Origin of the sequence: Phytohabitans sp. LJ34 (genome assembly GCF_052068095.1) — a bacterium.
Classification (GTDB): Bacteria; Actinomycetota; Actinomycetes; order Mycobacteriales; family Micromonosporaceae; genus Phytohabitans.
Genome location: NZ_JBQHDG010000014.1, coordinates 125,075 through 140,133, shown reverse-complemented (window position 1 = coordinate 140,133; position 15,059 = coordinate 125,075). Strand labels below are relative to the sequence as shown.

The following is a 15,059-nucleotide window of genomic DNA, read 5'->3' as shown; positions in this document are numbered from 1 at the left end:
CGCGGGAACCAGGTGACGGGGCCCGTGCCGCTCATAACGGGGGGTCGTCTTTCCGCAAAATCGGGCAGGCGGCTATATGGGCGGGCGCCGAGGATCTCAGCGCCGGCCGACGGTCAGCACGGGTTTTGTCACCTCGGCGAAGAAGTCGTTGCCCTTGTCGTCGACGACGATGAACGCCGGAAAGTCTTCGACCTCGATCTTCCAGACGGCTTCCATGCCCAGCTCGGGGTACTCGAGCACCTCGACGTGCTTGATGCAGTCCTGGGCGAGGCGCGCGGCCGGCCCGCCGATCGAGCCGAGGTAAAAGCCGCCGTGCTGGTGACAGGACTCGGTCACCCCGCGCGAGCGGTTGCCCTTGGCGAGCATCACGTGCGAGCCGCCCGCCGCCTGAAACTTCGCGACGTAGGCGTCCATCCGCCCCGCGGTAGTGGGGCCGAACGAGCCGGACGCGTACCCCTCGGGCGTCTTCGCCGGCCCGGCGTAGTAGACCGCGTGGTCGCGCAGGTACGCCGGCATCGGCTCGCCGGCGTCGAGCCGCTCGGCGATCTTCGCGTGGGCGATGTCGCGCGCCACCACGAGCGGGCCGCTCAGCGACAGGCGGGTCTTCACCGGGTACTTGGCGAGCTCAGCCCGGATCTCGTCCATCGGCCGGTTGAGGTCGATCCGCACGACCTCCTCGGTCTCCAGGTGGGCGTCCGTCACGTCCGGCAGAAAGCGGGCCGGGTCGGTCTCCAGCCGCTCCAGCCACACGCCCGACGGGGTGACCTTGGCCAGCGCCTGGCGGTCGGCCGAGCAGGACACCGCGATCGCCACCGGGCAGGAGGCGCCGTGGCGGGGCAGCCGGATGACGCGCACGTCGTGGCAGAAGTACCGCCCGCCAAACTGGGCACCGATCCCGAACTGGCGGGTCAGCTCCAGGATCTCCGCCTCCAGGTCGAGGTCGCGAAAGCCGTGCGCCAGCATCGAGCCCTCGGTCGGCATGCCGTCGAGGTACTTGGCCGAGGCCAGCTTCGCGGTCTTCAGCGCGTACTCCGCCGACGTGCCACCGATCACGACCGCCAGGTGGTACGGCGGGCAGGCGGAGGTGCCGATCAGCCGCAGCTTCTCGTCCAGAAAGCGCATCATCCGGTCGGGATTGAGCAGCGCCTTGGTCTCCTGGTAGACGTACGACTTGTTGGCCGAGCCGCCGCCCTTGGCCATGAAGAGGAACTTGTACGCGTCGGGCTGCCCGCCCGGGTCCTCGGCGTAGAGCTCGATCTGCGCCGGCAGGTTGGAGCCGGTGTTGCGCTCCTCCCACATCGTCAGCGGCGCCAGCTGCGAGTAGCGCAGGTTGAGCCGGGTGTAGGCCTCGTACACCCCGCGGGCGATCGCCTCCTCGTCGGTGCCGTCGGTCAGCACGTGCCGGCCGCGCTTGCCCATCACGATCGCGGTGCCGGTGTCCTGGCACATCGGCAGCACGCCACCGGCCGCGATGTTGGCGTTGCGGAGCAGGTCGAGCGCGACGAAGCGGTCGTTGGGCGAGGCGGCCGGGTCATCGATGATCGAGCGGAGCTGCGTGAGGTGGGCCGGGCGCAGAAAGTGCGCGATGTCGTGCATCGCCTCGGCGGTGAGCTGCGTCAGCACCGCCGGCTCGACGGTCAGAAAGCGCCGGCCGCCGGGGCCGTTGACGACATCGACTCCCTCGTCGCTGACCAGGCGGTACTCGGTCTGGTCGGCACCGGTGGGTAGCAAGGGAGCGAAGGAGAAGGCGGCGGCGCTGCTCATGAGCGGCAAGCCTAGGCCAGCGCCCGCGGTCCGTCCCACCCGGTCACTGCGCCACCGTCGATCGGTCCCGCTCTCTCACTTGCCCTGCCCGCAGAGGGGTTCCTTGGGGCCGTCGCAAAGCGAGGTATCGGCAGGGGTCGGGTCGCCGCCCGACGAGCCCGGTGGGGCGACCCCGTTGAACGGAATGAAGCCGATCTCGCGCTGCGCCCCGATGATCATGCCGGTCGGCCCGACGGCCAGGACCTTCGCCGACGACCGCACGTCGGCCAGCGTGCGTCCGTTGGCGGGTGAGAGCGCCACGATGCGGTCCGGGTCCTCGGGCGCGACGATCGCCGCGAACCGGGTGATCGCGGCGCCCGCCTTCGGGTCGGCCGTCGCGAAGCTCCAGCGCGCCCGCTTCACCCCGAGCTCGTACGAGGTGACGGCCTTGCCGCCGGACGGGCGCACGAGCGCGTACTGGTCGTCGACCGCGAGCAGCTTGTCTCCGTGGCCGCCGAGCCAGAGCACCCGTCCGTCGTACGCGTCGAGCACGGCCTCCCGCCCGTCCGCGGTCACGCCGACGATGACGTTCTGCCCGCCGGCGGGGTCCTCCCGCTGCGCGCATCCGGCCCCTTCGGCGGTACGCAGGTTGACCGCCTCGTGCCGCCACACCTCGCGCTGAAGCGCCGGGTCGGTGGCGACGACCGTGAAGTAGCAGGTGCCGTCCGCCGACCGGGCCTGCACCCGGATCACCCGGCCGCCCACCACCACGTGCCGGTCGTGGCGGTCCGGCTCGAAGTCCTGCACGACCCGGCCGGCCGCGGTGTCGACGACGCGCACGTTGCCGTCGATGGGAAAGCCCAGCAGCGACGGCATCAGCACCGGGCCGCCGGCGCCGCCGTCGACCCGGCGGGTGTTGAGTGGCTTGGCGTCGAGCAGGTCCGGGTTGTCGGCGAAGAGCACGAACCCGACGCCCGGCAGGTCTACCGTCCACATCGGACTGCTGCCGCGCGGCTCCCAGGCCGACAGCTGGCACTCCTTCGCGTCGTCGCAGTGCACGTCGAGCAGCGCGTTGCGGTACGTCCACACCGCCACCGCCCGCTTGTCGGTCCGCCGCACCGCTCCGGTGAGGGGGTCGAGCACCTCGTACCCCTTGGTCAGCAGCTCGCCCACGACGACGACCGAGTCGAGGCCCTCGCCGGCGACCGCCGCCCAGTCTTTGTCCCGCTCCCACAGTTGAGCACCCGAGCTGATGCCGCGCGCCTCGACCGACGTGCGGTGTTCGACCACGACCGCGTTGCCGGCGAACGTCACGCTATTTGGCCCACTGCCGAGCCGCTGCTGCCAGGCGACGCTCGGCGTGGAGAGGGGTTGGCTGGCGCTGACCCACTCCCAAATGCCCGGAAAAGGGTTCCAGGTATTAGTGCTAACCAGGATGACCAGCACAATCAGGGCGGCGACGATCCACCCTGTCCTGCCGCTGGCCGTCCCTTTCGCCACGCCGCCACGGTAACGACACGCGGGATCTAAGCCCGAGAGCGCGATCCGTCCGTGTCGATCCGATTTGAGGTGATCTTCCCGTAAGCGATCTGGGGCGCTGGCGCCTCGCGGAAACCTGTAACACTGTCCGCGTGACGCAACCGTCCACCCCTCCGTCCGCGCCACAGCAGGCAGGCTGGCAGCTGCCACCGCCGCCCTGGGCCACGCCGCCGCTGCGGCCGCCACCGCCGGCGCCCGCGCTGAGCCCCGCCGGGCAGCCGCTCGCGACGTTCGGCGACCGCTTCTTGGCGTACCTGATCGACTACGCCGTGTTCTTCGGCATCGCGCTCGTGCTCGCGGTCCCCGCCGTTCTGATCCTCTTCCTCACCGTCGCGCCAGACTTGTTCGAGGTGCAGCCCGACGGCACCCCGGTCGACCCGAGCTTCATGGAGTTCTTCGTCCCGCTGCTGCTGATCGAGGCCGGCCTCGTCCTCGTGCTCCTGCTCGTGTCGTACGGCTACTACGTGGAGATGCTCTTCCGCGGCGGGCAGACGCTCGGCAAGCGCGCGCTGAAGATCAAGGTCGTGCCGCTCGCCTCGGACGCGAAGCTGACCCGCGGGATGACGGCCAAGCGCTGGCTGGCCGGCTACGTCGCCGCCAGCTTCCTTCCGGGCTTCATCTACGTCGACGGACTGTGGCAGCTGTGGGACAAGCCATACCAGCAGTGCCTCCACGACAAGTTCGCCGCCACCGTGGTCGTTAAGGTTCCAACGTGAGCGAGCGAACTGGCGCGGCGGCGTCTGGACGGAGCCGCCCCGCCGACGAAGTCGGGGTTTCGGGGTGGCGAAGGAAGACGTCGCCTTCAGCGCCGCGTGAGCGGGCGAACCCGGAGGCAGAGTGAGCGTCGCACCTGGCTGGTACAAAGACCCGGCTGAACCGAACACCCAGCGTTACTGGGATGGCGAAGGCTGGATAGGCGATTCGCTGCCCGCGGACGCTACGCCGCCGCCGGGCCCGCCCCCGGTGGCCCCGCCGCCGCCCCCACCCCCGCCCGCGGCGCCGACGACACCGGCACCGCCACCGGCCCCGGCCGGGCCGCCCGCGGCTCCCGCTCCCCCGCACAATGGGGCGTTTCCGCCGGGCGCCCCCGGCCCTCAGCCGTGGCCGCCGATGACGCCGCCACCGCCCGGCATGCGGCCGCCACCTGGCTACCCCTACCCACCGCACGCGTATCGGCCGCCCGCCCCACCGCCCCGCCCGCACGGCCTGCGGATCGCCTCGCTCGGCCCGCGGGTGGTCGCCCGGCTGATCGACATCGGCATGGTGCTGCTGCTCAACGTGCTGGTCAACGGGTGGTTCATCTACCGCTGGATCCAGGAGTACGAGCCGGTGTTCCGCGAGTGGAACCGCCGGGTCGAGGCCCGCGAGCCGCTCCTGCAAAACCTGCCCCAGCCGGGCGGGCAGGCAGACGCCCTCCAGGTCGCCATCTTCATCATCGGCGTCGCGCTCTGGTTCGCGTACGAGGTGCCCGGCACGGCCAATACCGGTCAGACGCTCGGCAAGCGCATCATGCGGATCAAGGTGATGCGGGTGGAGAGCACCGAGCGGATGGGCTTCGGCCGTTCGCTGCGCCGGTGGAACCTCATGGGTTTGCCCACGTTCCTGTGGTCGTGCTTCTGCATCGGCTTCGTCCTTCAGATCGTCGACTGCATCTTCCCGTTCTTTGACCGGCCGCTGCACCAGGCGCTGCACGACAAGTCCGCGCAGACCGTCGTCGTCGAGGTGCCACAGACCGCGACCGCGGACGCACCTGGAGGTACCCAATGACCAAGTTGACCCGCGCCGACCTCGAGGCGTTGCCCAGCTACGTGCCCGGCCGCAGCCCGGCCGACCTCGCCCGCGAGCTGGGCCTGCCCGAGGCGATCAAGCTGGCCAGCAACGAGGTGCCGTACGGCCCGCTGCCCGGCGTGGTCGAGGCGATCACGGAGGCGGCCGGTGGCGTGCACCGCTACCCGGACATGGGCGTGGTGGCGCTGCGGGCGGCGCTCGCCGAGCGCTACGACGTGGCACCGGAGCGCATCGCCACCGGCTGCGGCTCGGTCGCCCTCTGCGAGCACCTGGCCCGCGCCACCTGCCTCCCCGGTGACGAGATCCTCTACTCGTGGCGCTCGTTCGAGGCGTACCCGATCATCGCCGCCACGACCGGTGCGGCGAGCGTGCGCGTCCCCAACACCGCCGGCCACGGCCACGACCTGGCGGCGATGGCGGCCGCGGTGACCGACCGCACCCGGATGATCCTGGTCTGCAACCCCAACAACCCCACCGGCACCTCCGTCCGCCGCGCCGACCTCGACCGCTTCCTCGACGCGGTGCCGGACGACGTGCTGGTGGTGCTCGACGAGGCCTACCGCGAGTTCGTCACCGACCCGGACGTGCCGGACGGCCTGCGGGTCTACGGTGACCGGCCCAACGTGGCGGTGCTCCGCACCCTGTCCAAGGCGTGGGGCCTCGCCGGCCTGCGGGTGGGCTTCCTGGTCGCGCAGCCCGAGGTGGCCGCCGCCGTACGCAAGGTGGTGACCCCCTTCTCCACCAGCGCGGTCGCCCAGGCCGCGGCGCTCGCGGCGCTGGAGCAGCACGAGGAGGTACAGCGCCGCTGCACGCTCGTGATCGCCGAACGCGACCGGCTCGGCGAGGCGGTGCGCAAGCTCGGCGTCGACGTGCCCGACAGCCAAGCCAACTTCATCTGGCTCCCGCTCGGCGACCGGTCCGCCGCGTTCGGGGCGGCCTGCGAGTCGCGCGGCGTGATCGTGCGCCCGTTCCCCGGCGACGGCGTGCGGGTCACCGTCGGCACCCCGGCCGAAAACGACGCCTTCCTAGCCGCGGCGGAGGCAGCCCTCTAGAGAGCGTCCGGCGCCGGGTAACTTCGGCCACAGAGATTGAGCTACCGCGATGTCCGTCGTGGTCCGGACCGCTGCTCCCGCGGCCTCACCCATCCGCCGCTGGTCACGCCCACCCCACCGACCTGGCCGGCCCCTTGCGGGCCCGGCGAGCTCCCCCTGGAGCGTGCGAGGCCGCGCGGACCCAATGCCACTCGCCGCAAGTCGACCATGGTCTGGCTCACCCTCGCGTTTGGTCGCAGTCGCCCCTCTTACCTCGGCGGATGCGCGGCCCGCGGTGCAGGGGTGTTTGCCTACGATGCCTGCCGCCGAACAGCCGGCGAGAGATTGGAACAGGGCCTTCGTCGCCCTGAGTAACCGCCGCCATCGTGCACGCTGCCCAAGATTCGAGATCCAGGAGAGTTAGGGCGCCATATCAACCCCAACTCTCCTAGCATCTCGAAGTTCTTACCCGAGCCTGCTGACGCCGCGTCACGGACGGTGGGGAATTGGGTCTAGACCACCGCAGACGTCGCGGTAGCTCAAATCTCGATTTTGCTCCGCTAGCTCCGGTCGACGGGGAGGTAGGGCTCGCGCCACATCGGCCAGACCGGGGCGCCGTCCGGCACGGCGAACATCTCGCCCGTGCGGTAGCCGTGCCGGGCGTACAGGTCGCGGCTGGGCGAGCTGCTCGCCTCCAGGTAGGCGCCGATGCCGGCCGCGTCCAGGCGGGCGTGGTGGTGGCGCAGGAGCATCGAGCCTATGCCCTCGCCCCGGCGGTCGGGGTGCACCGCCAGGTAGGTCAGGTGGTGGTGCGGCCGGCGGGGGTGATGTGCGGCGAAGAGCTGGTCGAGGGTGCGAAACCTGTCGGTCCACTGGCCGCACGCCTTCAGGAGCCGCTCCTCGTAGTCGGCCGGTGCGGGGAGGCGCCGGTCGTGCGGCAGCCACACCGCGACACCGAGCCGGTCGGCCGTCACGTGCACGTAGCCGTAGCGCATCGCGTGCTCGATGTGGATGCGGACCTGGCCGTGCAGCACCGCCCACCGCTCCGGCCGCCGGGGCACGAGCCAGACCGAGACGGCCAGGTGCTGGAACGAATCGGTGATCAAGTCGATGATGGCGTCGACGTCGCCGTGGTCGGCTCGCACGATCGACAGGTGCCTCAACGGCGTTCTCCCCCGATTTGGGCTTAATTATTGAGAACAGAACGCAGCGACTCGTGCACCGGGCGTAAGGCAGTTGACATATGCCAATTCACCCGGTAGCCACACCAGAATGCACCTAACACACATGCAACGCAACTCCCGTTTTGATTCGCGGACGACCTTGGTGGCGCGCCGTGGATAGAGGTGCGAAACTCGCGGTCGTGTCTGGAAGCCCTACAGTTCGCCGCCGTCGCATCGCCCGCGAACTCCGTCACCTGCGCGAGCGGGCCGGCATGAACCTCGAGCAGGCGGCGCGCCAGCTCGATATGTCCAAAAGCAACCTCTCCCGGATTGAAAACGCACAGATCGGGATAAAGCCCCGCGATGTGCGCGCGGCTCTGGCTTTGTATCAGGTGACCGGCACAGACGCCGAGGCGCTGATCGACATCGCCCGCGGCGCCCAGCAGCGTGGGTGGTGGCAAAACTACAGCGATGTACTTCCCGTCTGGTTCGAGTTTTATGTCGGCCTTGAGGCGGAAGCCGCCGCAGTTTGGACTTATGAGGCCGAAACGGTGCCAGGCCTCATGCAGACCGAGGATTACGCGCGTGCCGTTTACCGGCTCACCGCCGGCGAGGAGGACCTCGACCGCAAGGTCGCGGCCCGCATCCGCCGGCAAGAGGTACTGCACCGGGAAAATCCCGTCGAGTTGTCAGCAGTACTCAACGAAGCGGTTCTCTTGCGCTCAGTGGGCGGCCCCGAGGTCATGAGCCGGCAACTCGACCATCTGGCAGACCTATCGGAGCTACCTAACGTAACTATTCAGGTACTGCCTTTTTCCGTTGGTGGCCATCCGGCAATGACAACACCCTACGTGATCATAAGCTTTCCCGACGCAGCCGACGAGCCGGTCGTCTATCTCGAGAATTTGACAAACGGACAAGCCTTGGAAGAGCAGGATCACGTGCGCGGGTATACACTCGTGCACGAGAGGCTGCGCAAAATGGCGCTCGGTCCCGACGAATCGACTGCCTGGATTCGCAAGGCTTCTCGCAACCGTCCGTAATCAATCTAGGGACAAGGGGTGCGGAATGGCCGCCCTGGACCTGACCCGTGCCGCGTGGTTCAAGAGCACGCGCAGTAGCGGGAACGGCAACTGCGTTGAGGTCGCGATCCTCGACCGCGGGGTCGCGGTGCGCGACACGAAAGACCGGAGCGGACCGGTGCTGCTCTTCACGCCGGCCGAGTGGGACAGCTTCGTCGCTGGCACCAAGAACGGGGAGTTTGATCTTCACAGCTGACGACTGAACTGCACAACCGCGCGGCCTCTCCGATTCCCTAGGGGGCCGTAGTTTGCTTTTCGGGGGCACCTTACCGGGTGCCCCCGTTTGCTTGCTGTCGGTAAAGGCTTTCTAGGTGCGGGCGAGGATTACCGGCAACGCACCAAAATACTCATCCGCCTCATCGGCATCAGCGTTGTCAGCCTTGACCAGCCGCTCTACCGCGACGAAGCCGTCACCGGCTCGAACCAACCCCGGTTGCCAGTCGACGCCTTCCCGTCCGTACGCGAGCAGGAAGCGTGACTTCTCTCTTCCGGTCGCCGGATCGAGAGTGACGAGGTCGCAATTTTCAGTTAGCACATGCACGGATCCGGACTGCGCGCCGAGCAGTTCTGCGGAGCCGTCTCCACGCCACCGCCACACTTCCGCACCGCCGCGAAGAGCGCGTGCCACCATGTCGCCGCCGACGTACGTCACGCCGACCTCGCCGGCCAGCATGGCACCCGGTGGGTCGAGGGCGGGGGCGGCCGTGACCGGTGTCTTGCCGGCCGCGTCCGGCTCGCCCAGGAGCCAGCCGCGCGATCCGGCGGCGTCGAGCGTGCGCAGGGCGGTGCAGGCGGACTGGGCCGGCGCGCAGCCGAGCGGCTCCACCTCCAGCGCGGCACCGGCCGACGGCGGCTCCCACCGACCCTGCATGCGGCCGGTCGCCACGTCGTAGAACTCGACCGCCGGAGCTGTCCCACACGTGTCGGTGGTGACGAACCGCCCACCTGCCGTCGTGAACCCGCCCTCGCGGCAGTCGGCCATCGGCGTGCGCCACAGCTCCCGACCGGTCGCGATGTCGAGGGCGCGCAGCTCGGCGGCGTCGCGCACGAGCACGCGGCCGCCGGCGGTGTACAGCCCTTCGGGCTCGTAGACGGTCTCGGCCCCGGTGCTCCCGCCCTTGTATCCGGACTTTTCCGGCGGCTTGCCGGCGGTCCGCCAGGTGACCTTTCCGGTGCGGGCGTCGAGTGCGACGACATCGCCGTCGGACCAGCGCCCGACAACCGTCGTGCCGGCCGCTACGACCCCCAGAAGCTCCTGTGGCCACCGGCGGTAGGACCAGTACGGGGTGCGCTGCGTGCGCGCGTCGACGGGCCCGTCGGCGCGCACCTGTCGGGTGGCGGCGTAGATGCGCAGCCGGCCGTCGACGATGAGGGGTGCGGCGGGCAGCGAGCCGATCACGCCGGGCTGCGCGGCCGGCGCCGCGGGATAGGCGGTCGTGGCGACCGTGACGGTCTCCGCGGGTGCCAGCACGCGGTAGGCGACCACGCCGCCGACGGCAATGACACCGGTGGCCGCGACGGCGACCGCGCCCACGCGGATCCAGGTCGATGGTCGGATGCCCACGCCGGGCAGGTTACCTAACCTAGGCAGCCGCGGGCCGAACGGCGGCGGTGGCCAGGTCGGTGAGATCCTGCCGCAGCGCGCCCTCGACGGTGCGCGCGGCGAGGCCACCGAAGACCAGGACGAGCAGGCGGCCGCCCGGCGCGGAGGGCGCGCCCTCCTGCACCACCGTCACCGCGGTGCCGCCGCGGTGGCGGCCGACCTCGACGGGTGTAAGCGTGTACGTCATCCGGTAGTCGGCGCCGATCCCGGGCGAGGCGACCACGAAGCGGGTCGGCGGGTCGCACCGCAGCACCGTGAACTCCTCGGTCACCTGCACGTCACCCGGCATGGTGCGGGTCTCCCGCCACACGGTGCCGGGCGCGAAGGGCCCGGGTGTCATCACCTCGATCGCGTCCACAGTGGAGAGCCAGGCGGCCCGCGCCGGCAGGTCGGTGAAAACCCGCCACACGCGCGTCGCCGGAGCATCGATCAACCGCGTAACCGCCACCGTGGACATAGCGCCTCCCCCGACGGTTTACGGTACGCCCGTCACCCCCTGTATCCCAGCCAATTACCCGACAACGTCGATGTCTATTGGTAGCCACCGTTGACCAGGCCGAGGCGGATCAGGTCGGTGAGCGGCTCCACGACGCTGCACGAGCCGAAGCCGATCCAGAGTGGACGCGGCCGGTCGCGCAGCGAGCGGGCTGGCTCGATCAACGGCACCGGATCGGTCGCGGCGAGCAGCTCGGCCACGTCGGCCACCTCGGCGCCGTCGACGGCCGCGGCGGTGGCGACCAGCACGTTGAGAAACCCGTGGTGCACGAACCCGGTCTCCGGGTCGGTGTGCCGGATCGCGTGGTGCAGCCCGGCCGTGAGCTTGAACGGCAGCTCCCGGTCGCGGCAGGCGCAGACCACGGCGGCCAGCTCGACCGGAGTGGGGAAGAGCTCCGCGGCCAGCCCACCGGTGCGAAATTTGGCGGCCACCGCCACGCCGCTCGCCCGCGCCTGGGCGGCCGTGTCCAGGGCGGCCAGCAGGCCCCAGGTGAGCGGGATCTCCGCGTACCCGGTCAGGGACGGCCGATCGGCGAGCACCGCGAGCAGCCGGCGCAGGCCGGGCTCCGGATCCTCGCCACGCTTGGCGACCGCGACCTCGACCTGCCCGATGGCCAGCCGCGCGTCGGCGGCCTCGATGGCGGCGGGCAGGGCGTCGACGCCGGCATCGCCGATGAGGCCGACCTCGACCCGCTCGCCGGGCTCCAGGAGGCGGGCCGCGTCGGCCAGCGACGACGAGGGCAGCAGGAGACCGCCGACGAGTTCGGCGTACCACGCCGCGCGGTGCTCACGATGCCCGATGATCGCCTCAGGCAGCGGCGCGCTCCCCGGTGGGAACACGGCGGCGTCATCCACGAGGCGAGTGAAGAGCGCCGGAATCAGTCCGGTTGACACGAACAGAGAACCTAATGGACGCTACAAGGAGCGGACAACACCGTCCGATAATCGGACGCTATCGGCCGGTGAACAGGACATAACGGAGGGTAGGACATGCCCTACTACCGGAGTGTGGGGGACATCCCGCGCAAGCGACACACGCAGTTCCGGCAGCCCGACGGCAGCCTGTACGCCGAGGAGCTGATGGGTCAGGAGGGCTTTTCCTCCGACTCGTCCCTCCTCTACCACCGCCATCTGCCCACGGCGATCGTGGCGGCGGAGGAGCACGACCCGCCGGCCTGGACCCGTACGGCCAACCGGCCCCTCAAGCCCCGCCACCTGCGCACCCACAAGCTCGACTCGGGCGGCGCCGACCCGGTGCTCGGGCGGCAGCCGCTGCTGGCCAACGACGACGTGCGCATCTCGTACGTCGTGGCCGACCGCCCCTCCCCGCTCTACCGCAACGCGATCGGCGACGAGTGCGTGTACGTGGAGTCGGGCACCGCCCGGATCGAGTCGACGTTCGGGTCGCTCGACGTGGCCAGCGGCGACTACGTGCTGATCCCGACCTCGGTGATCCACCGCATCGTGCCCACCAGCGACCTCGTTCGCCTGCTCTCCATCGAGGCCACCGGACACATCGGACCGCCGAAGCGCTACCTCTCGGTGCGCGGCCAGTTCCTGGAGCACTCGCCGTACTGCGAGCGGGACGTGCGCGGCCCCGACACACCGCTGCTGGTCGAAGGCACCGACGTGGAGGTGTACGTCCAGCACCGGCGCGGCTGGACCCGCTACGTGTACGCACACCACCCGTTCGACGTCGTCGGCTGGGACGGCCACCTGTACCCGTGGGCGTTCTCGATCCACGACTTCGAGCCGATCACCGGGCGGGTGCACCAGCCGCCACCGGTGCACCAGACGTTCCAGGGGCCAAACTTCGTGATCTGCTCGTTCGTGCCCCGCAAGGTCGACTACCACCCGCTCGCGATCCCCGTGCCGTACAACCACCACAACGTCGACTCGGACGAGATGCTCTTCTACACCGGCGGCAACTACGAGGCGCGGCGCGGCTCCGGCATCGAACAGGGCTCGATCTCGCTGCACCCGGCCGGCTTCACGCATGGGCCGCAGCCGGGCGCGCCCGACCGGGCGATCGGGGTCGACTACTTCGACGAGCTGGCGGTCATGGTCGACACGTTCCGGCCACTCGACCTCTGCGCGCCGGCACTGTCCTGCGAGGACACCGGTTACGCCTGGACCTGGGCCGGCCGCACCACGGGGTAGGACACCCCAAGCAGATGGCCCGGGCCGCGTCAGCTGCGGACCGCCGCTCCCGCCGGAGACCGCGCAGGCCGGCGGCTCGCGGGGCGAGCCGAGATCCCCGGCCTCCGCTGCCACGCCCGCGGTGCAAGACCGGACTGCGGGACCAGCGGCGGACGGGTGAGGCCGCGGGAGCGACGGTCTGGACCACGGCGGACGTCGCGGTAGCTCGAATCTGTCTTGTGGGTCTTCAGCCCATGCGGGTCAGGAGGGTGAGTCCGGCGACCGCGGAGAGGATCGCGAGCACGAGCGGCCAGGGTGTGCCGATGAACGCGTAGAGCAGGATCAGGCACGGGCCGGCCGCCACGGCGAGCGTCGCCAGCCGGCCGGCGCGGCCGCCGAACCTGTCGCCGCGCGGAAGCCGGCCGACGAGCACACCGAGCGCGAGTAGGCCGATGCCGCCGAGCACGCCCGCCAGCAGCCGGGAGCCGGCACCGCCGGCCGCCGCCACGAACGCCACCAGGATCGCCGTCACCAGGCTGTGTGCGGCACCGAAGACCACCAGCGGCCGGATCCGCTCCACGGGACGCTTGACGGCTGGCTCGGGCGCCGGCTGGAAGGTCGGCATCGGCTGGAACACCGCGGTCTCGGAGACCTTCTCCAGCGCGCGGGCGTAGCGCCGGCGGTCGAGCCGCACGATGCCCGGCTCGCCGGCCGCCTCGGTGAGCGTGGGATCGAGCTGCAACGCCTCGTGGTAGGCCCGCTCGGCCAGCTCGAAGCGCCCCAGGCGGCCGGCCACGAGCGCGAGCACGAGGTGGGCGAGCGGGTCGCGGGGTGCGAGCTGCGCCGCCCGCCAGGCCGCGTCGATGGCGATCTGGCCGTTACGCGAGTCGGCGAGGACCGCGGCTGCGCTGCGCTGCGCGTACGCGTCGGCCGGACCGAGCCGCAGGATCTCTTCGGCGACGGCGGCGGCCTCCGCGAACCGGCGCAGGTCGGTCAGCGCCATCGCCCGGCTCACCAGCGCCGGCAGGTCACCGGGAGCGCCGGCCAGCGCCGCGTCGGCGGCCTGGAGTGCCTCGGCGGGCTGGTCGGCGGCGAGGTGGACGTTGGCCAGCGTCGCGTACGCCGCGGCGTGGTGCGGATCTAGCGCGAGCGCGTCGGCCAGCTCGCCGGCGGCCTCGTCGTAGCGGCCCAGATCGGCCAGGAGCGCGGCACGCTGCACGTAGCTGTCCGGGGTGGCGTCCCGGTCCGACGGCGCATCGCTGGGCACGAGGCCGAGCCTACGTCAGCGTGGGTAGACCACGGCCACCGCGAGACCGGCCAAGCCTTCACCCCGACCGGTGAGGCCGAGCCCGTCGGTGGTGGTGCCGGAGACCGTCACGGTGGCCGCCACGGCCGCCGAGAGCGCCGCCTCGGCCTCGGCCCGGCGCGGACCGATCTTCGGCCGCACTCCGACGACCTGGATCGAGACGTTGCCGATCTCGAAGCCGGCGGCGCGTACCCGTCTGGCGGTCTCGGTGAGCAGCGCGACACCGGAGGCGCCGGCCCACTCAGGGCGGTCGGTGCCGTAGTTGCCGCCGAGGTCGCCGAGACCGGCGGCGGAGAGAAGCGCGTCACAGGCGGCGTGCGCGGCCACATCGCCGTCCGAGTGCCCGGCCAGGCCGTCGACGCCGGGCCACTCCAGGCCGGCCACCCAGCACGGCCGCCCGGCGGCGAACGCGTGTACGTCGGTGCCGATGCCCACCCGAGGAATGATCACTCTAGGAGCTCCAGGAGCAGCTCGGCGACGGCCAGGTCGAACGGTCTGGTGATCTTCAGGGCGTGCTCGTGGCCGGGGACGCAGGTCACCGGCACCCCCTGCTTTTCCACCAGGCCGGCGTCGTCGGTGAGGGACGCGGCGGCGCTGGCGTGCGCGGCGGCGAGCACCGACCGGCGGAAGCCCTGCGGGGTCTGCACGGCGCGCAGCGCGGACCGGTCGACCGTGCCGAGGACCACACCGTCGGCGCCGACCTCCTTGACCGTGTCGACCACCGGCAGCACCGGAATGACGGCGGGGTTGCCGGCCCGCACGGCGGCCGCCACCGACTCGACGAGCGACGGCGGCGCGAGCGCCCGGGCGGCGTCGTGCACGAGGATGATGTCGGGCCCTTCGGGCACCGCGGCGAGGGCGGCGGCCACCGACTCCTGCCGCTCCGCCCCACCCGCCACGACGATCACAGGAGCCACCGGTGCGAGCAGGGCGCGCACCGCCTCGACGTCGGGCGGTGGCGCGGCCACCACGATCGCGCGCACGGACGGTGCGGCGGCCACTCGACGGATGGCGTGCACGAGCATCGGCTCGCCGCCGAGCTGGCGGAGAGCCTTGGGCCCACCGGCGCCCAACCGCACGCCGGCGCCGGCAGCAGGAACGAGGACCGCGACGTCACCGCGCGGATTGAGCTGCGCGGTCACGTCGCGGTCCCCGTGGAGAAGGTTGTAA

At 71.0% G+C, this 15,059-nt stretch carries 15 protein-coding genes; 6 read left to right on the top strand and 9 right to left on the bottom strand.

Annotated features, from left to right (window positions below):
* Window positions 1-96: 96 nt before the first annotated feature.
* Together ACTMTJ_RS24755 and ACTMTJ_RS24750 are read right to left on the bottom strand one after the other, a co-directional pair.
* Window positions 97-1,764 (bottom strand): fumarate hydratase, encoded by a 1,668-nt coding sequence (locus ACTMTJ_RS24755; protein ID WP_441220098.1) that lies wholly within the window; start codon window positions 1,762-1,764, stop codon window positions 97-99.
* A 75-nt stretch (window positions 1,765-1,839) separates the two neighbouring features.
* Window positions 1,840-3,243 carry a hypothetical protein gene (locus ACTMTJ_RS24750; RefSeq protein ID WP_441220097.1) on the bottom strand — a complete coding sequence of 468 codons (1,404 nt, stop codon included), beginning with the start codon at window positions 3,241-3,243 and terminating at the stop codon, window positions 1,840-1,842.
* Window positions 3,244-3,374: 131 nt separating this feature from the next.
* Here ACTMTJ_RS24750 and ACTMTJ_RS24745 point away from each other — a divergent pair, with 131 nt between their 5' ends.
* The 3 genes from ACTMTJ_RS24745 (at window position 3,375) to hisC (ending at window position 6,122) form a co-directional block, all read left to right on the top strand.
* Window positions 3,375-3,998, top strand: a complete 624-nt coding sequence (locus ACTMTJ_RS24745) for an RDD family protein (RefSeq protein ID WP_441220096.1) — start codon at window positions 3,375-3,377, stop codon at window positions 3,996-3,998.
* Between the two features lie 121 nt (window positions 3,999-4,119).
* Complete coding sequence (locus tag ACTMTJ_RS24740; RefSeq protein WP_441220095.1) at window positions 4,120-5,049, top strand: RDD family protein; 930 nt, start codon at window positions 4,120-4,122, stop codon at window positions 5,047-5,049.
* Window positions 5,046-6,122, top strand: a complete 1,077-nt coding sequence (gene hisC, locus ACTMTJ_RS24735) for a histidinol-phosphate transaminase (protein ID WP_441220094.1) — start codon at window positions 5,046-5,048, stop codon at window positions 6,120-6,122. Before ACTMTJ_RS24740 ends, hisC begins: the two co-directional genes overlap by 4 nt.
* Window positions 6,123-6,661: 539 nt before the next feature.
* On the opposite strand, the gene ACTMTJ_RS24730 is transcribed toward hisC, so the two are convergent.
* Window positions 6,662-7,264 carry a GNAT family N-acetyltransferase gene (locus ACTMTJ_RS24730; RefSeq protein WP_441220093.1) on the bottom strand — a complete coding sequence of 201 codons (603 nt, stop codon included), beginning with the start codon at window positions 7,262-7,264 and terminating at the stop codon, window positions 6,662-6,664.
* Window positions 7,265-7,464: 200 nt separating this feature from the next.
* Between ACTMTJ_RS24730 and ACTMTJ_RS24725 the strand changes: the two genes are divergently transcribed.
* Together ACTMTJ_RS24725 and ACTMTJ_RS24720 are read left to right on the top strand one after the other, a co-directional pair.
* Window positions 7,465-8,307: a helix-turn-helix domain-containing protein gene (locus tag ACTMTJ_RS24725; RefSeq protein ID WP_441220092.1), complete on the top strand. Its 843-nt coding sequence runs from the start codon at window positions 7,465-7,467 to the stop codon at window positions 8,305-8,307.
* 25 nt (window positions 8,308-8,332) lie between these two features.
* Window positions 8,333-8,542 carry a DUF397 domain-containing protein gene (locus ACTMTJ_RS24720; protein WP_441220091.1) on the top strand — a complete coding sequence of 70 codons (210 nt, stop codon included), beginning with the start codon at window positions 8,333-8,335 and terminating at the stop codon, window positions 8,540-8,542.
* A 111-nt stretch (window positions 8,543-8,653) separates the two neighbouring features.
* Here the strand turns inward: ACTMTJ_RS24720 and ACTMTJ_RS24715 are convergent, their stop codons facing one another.
* The 3 genes from ACTMTJ_RS24715 to ACTMTJ_RS24705 all read right to left on the bottom strand — a co-directional run bounded on the left by ACTMTJ_RS24715 (window position 8,654) and on the right by ACTMTJ_RS24705 (window position 11,338).
* Entirely contained in the window at window positions 8,654-9,910 is a 1,257-nt protein-coding gene (locus tag ACTMTJ_RS24715) for an outer membrane protein assembly factor BamB family protein (RefSeq protein ID WP_441220090.1), read from the bottom strand.
* A gap of 19 nt (window positions 9,911-9,929) precedes the next feature.
* Window positions 9,930-10,406, bottom strand: a complete 477-nt coding sequence (locus ACTMTJ_RS24710) for an SRPBCC family protein (protein WP_441220089.1) — start codon at window positions 10,404-10,406, stop codon at window positions 9,930-9,932.
* 74 nt (window positions 10,407-10,480) lie between these two features.
* Window positions 10,481-11,338: a hypothetical protein gene (locus ACTMTJ_RS24705; RefSeq protein WP_441220088.1), complete on the bottom strand. Its 858-nt coding sequence runs from the start codon at window positions 11,336-11,338 to the stop codon at window positions 10,481-10,483.
* A 96-nt stretch (window positions 11,339-11,434) separates the two neighbouring features.
* Here ACTMTJ_RS24705 and ACTMTJ_RS24700 point away from each other — a divergent pair, with 96 nt between their 5' ends.
* Window positions 11,435-12,604 carry a homogentisate 1,2-dioxygenase gene (locus ACTMTJ_RS24700; protein WP_441220087.1) on the top strand — a complete coding sequence of 390 codons (1,170 nt, stop codon included), beginning with the start codon at window positions 11,435-11,437 and terminating at the stop codon, window positions 12,602-12,604.
* 226 nt (window positions 12,605-12,830) lie between these two features.
* On the opposite strand, the gene ACTMTJ_RS24695 is transcribed toward ACTMTJ_RS24700, so the two are convergent.
* From ACTMTJ_RS24695 to ispD, 3 genes are read right to left on the bottom strand one after another with little or no spacing between them, the layout of a single operon-like run.
* Window positions 12,831-13,850, bottom strand: a complete 1,020-nt coding sequence (locus ACTMTJ_RS24695; RefSeq protein WP_441220086.1) for a tetratricopeptide repeat protein — start codon at window positions 13,848-13,850, stop codon at window positions 12,831-12,833.
* A 15-nt stretch (window positions 13,851-13,865) separates the two neighbouring features.
* Window positions 13,866-14,339 carry a 2-C-methyl-D-erythritol 2,4-cyclodiphosphate synthase gene (gene ispF / locus ACTMTJ_RS24690; RefSeq protein WP_441220085.1) on the bottom strand — a complete coding sequence of 158 codons (474 nt, stop codon included), beginning with the start codon at window positions 14,337-14,339 and terminating at the stop codon, window positions 13,866-13,868.
* Window positions 14,336-15,031 (bottom strand): 2-C-methyl-D-erythritol 4-phosphate cytidylyltransferase, encoded by a 696-nt coding sequence (gene ispD / locus ACTMTJ_RS24685; protein WP_441220084.1) that lies wholly within the window; start codon window positions 15,029-15,031, stop codon window positions 14,336-14,338. The genes ispF and ispD overlap by 4 nt, the downstream gene beginning before the upstream one ends.
* Between the last annotated feature and the right edge of the window lie 28 nt (window positions 15,032-15,059).

What these genes read in the sequence shown, in the direction of transcription:
- ACTMTJ_RS24720 (WP_441220091.1), top strand. Translation starts at nt 8,333, where the DNA reads ATGGCCGCCCTGGACCTGACCCGTGCCGCGTGGTTCAAGAGCACGCGC.
- ACTMTJ_RS24710 (WP_441220089.1), bottom strand. Translation starts at nt 10,406, where the DNA reads ATGTCCACGGTGGCGGTTACGCGGTTGATCGATGCTCCGGCGACGCGC.
- ACTMTJ_RS24700 (WP_441220087.1), top strand. Translation starts at nt 11,435, where the DNA reads ATGCCCTACTACCGGAGTGTGGGGGACATCCCGCGCAAGCGACACACG.
- hisC (WP_441220094.1), top strand. Translation starts at nt 5,046, where the DNA reads ATGACCAAGTTGACCCGCGCCGACCTCGAGGCGTTGCCCAGCTACGTG.
- ACTMTJ_RS24755 (WP_441220098.1), bottom strand. Translation starts at nt 1,764, where the DNA reads ATGAGCAGCGCCGCCGCCTTCTCCTTCGCTCCCTTGCTACCCACCGGT.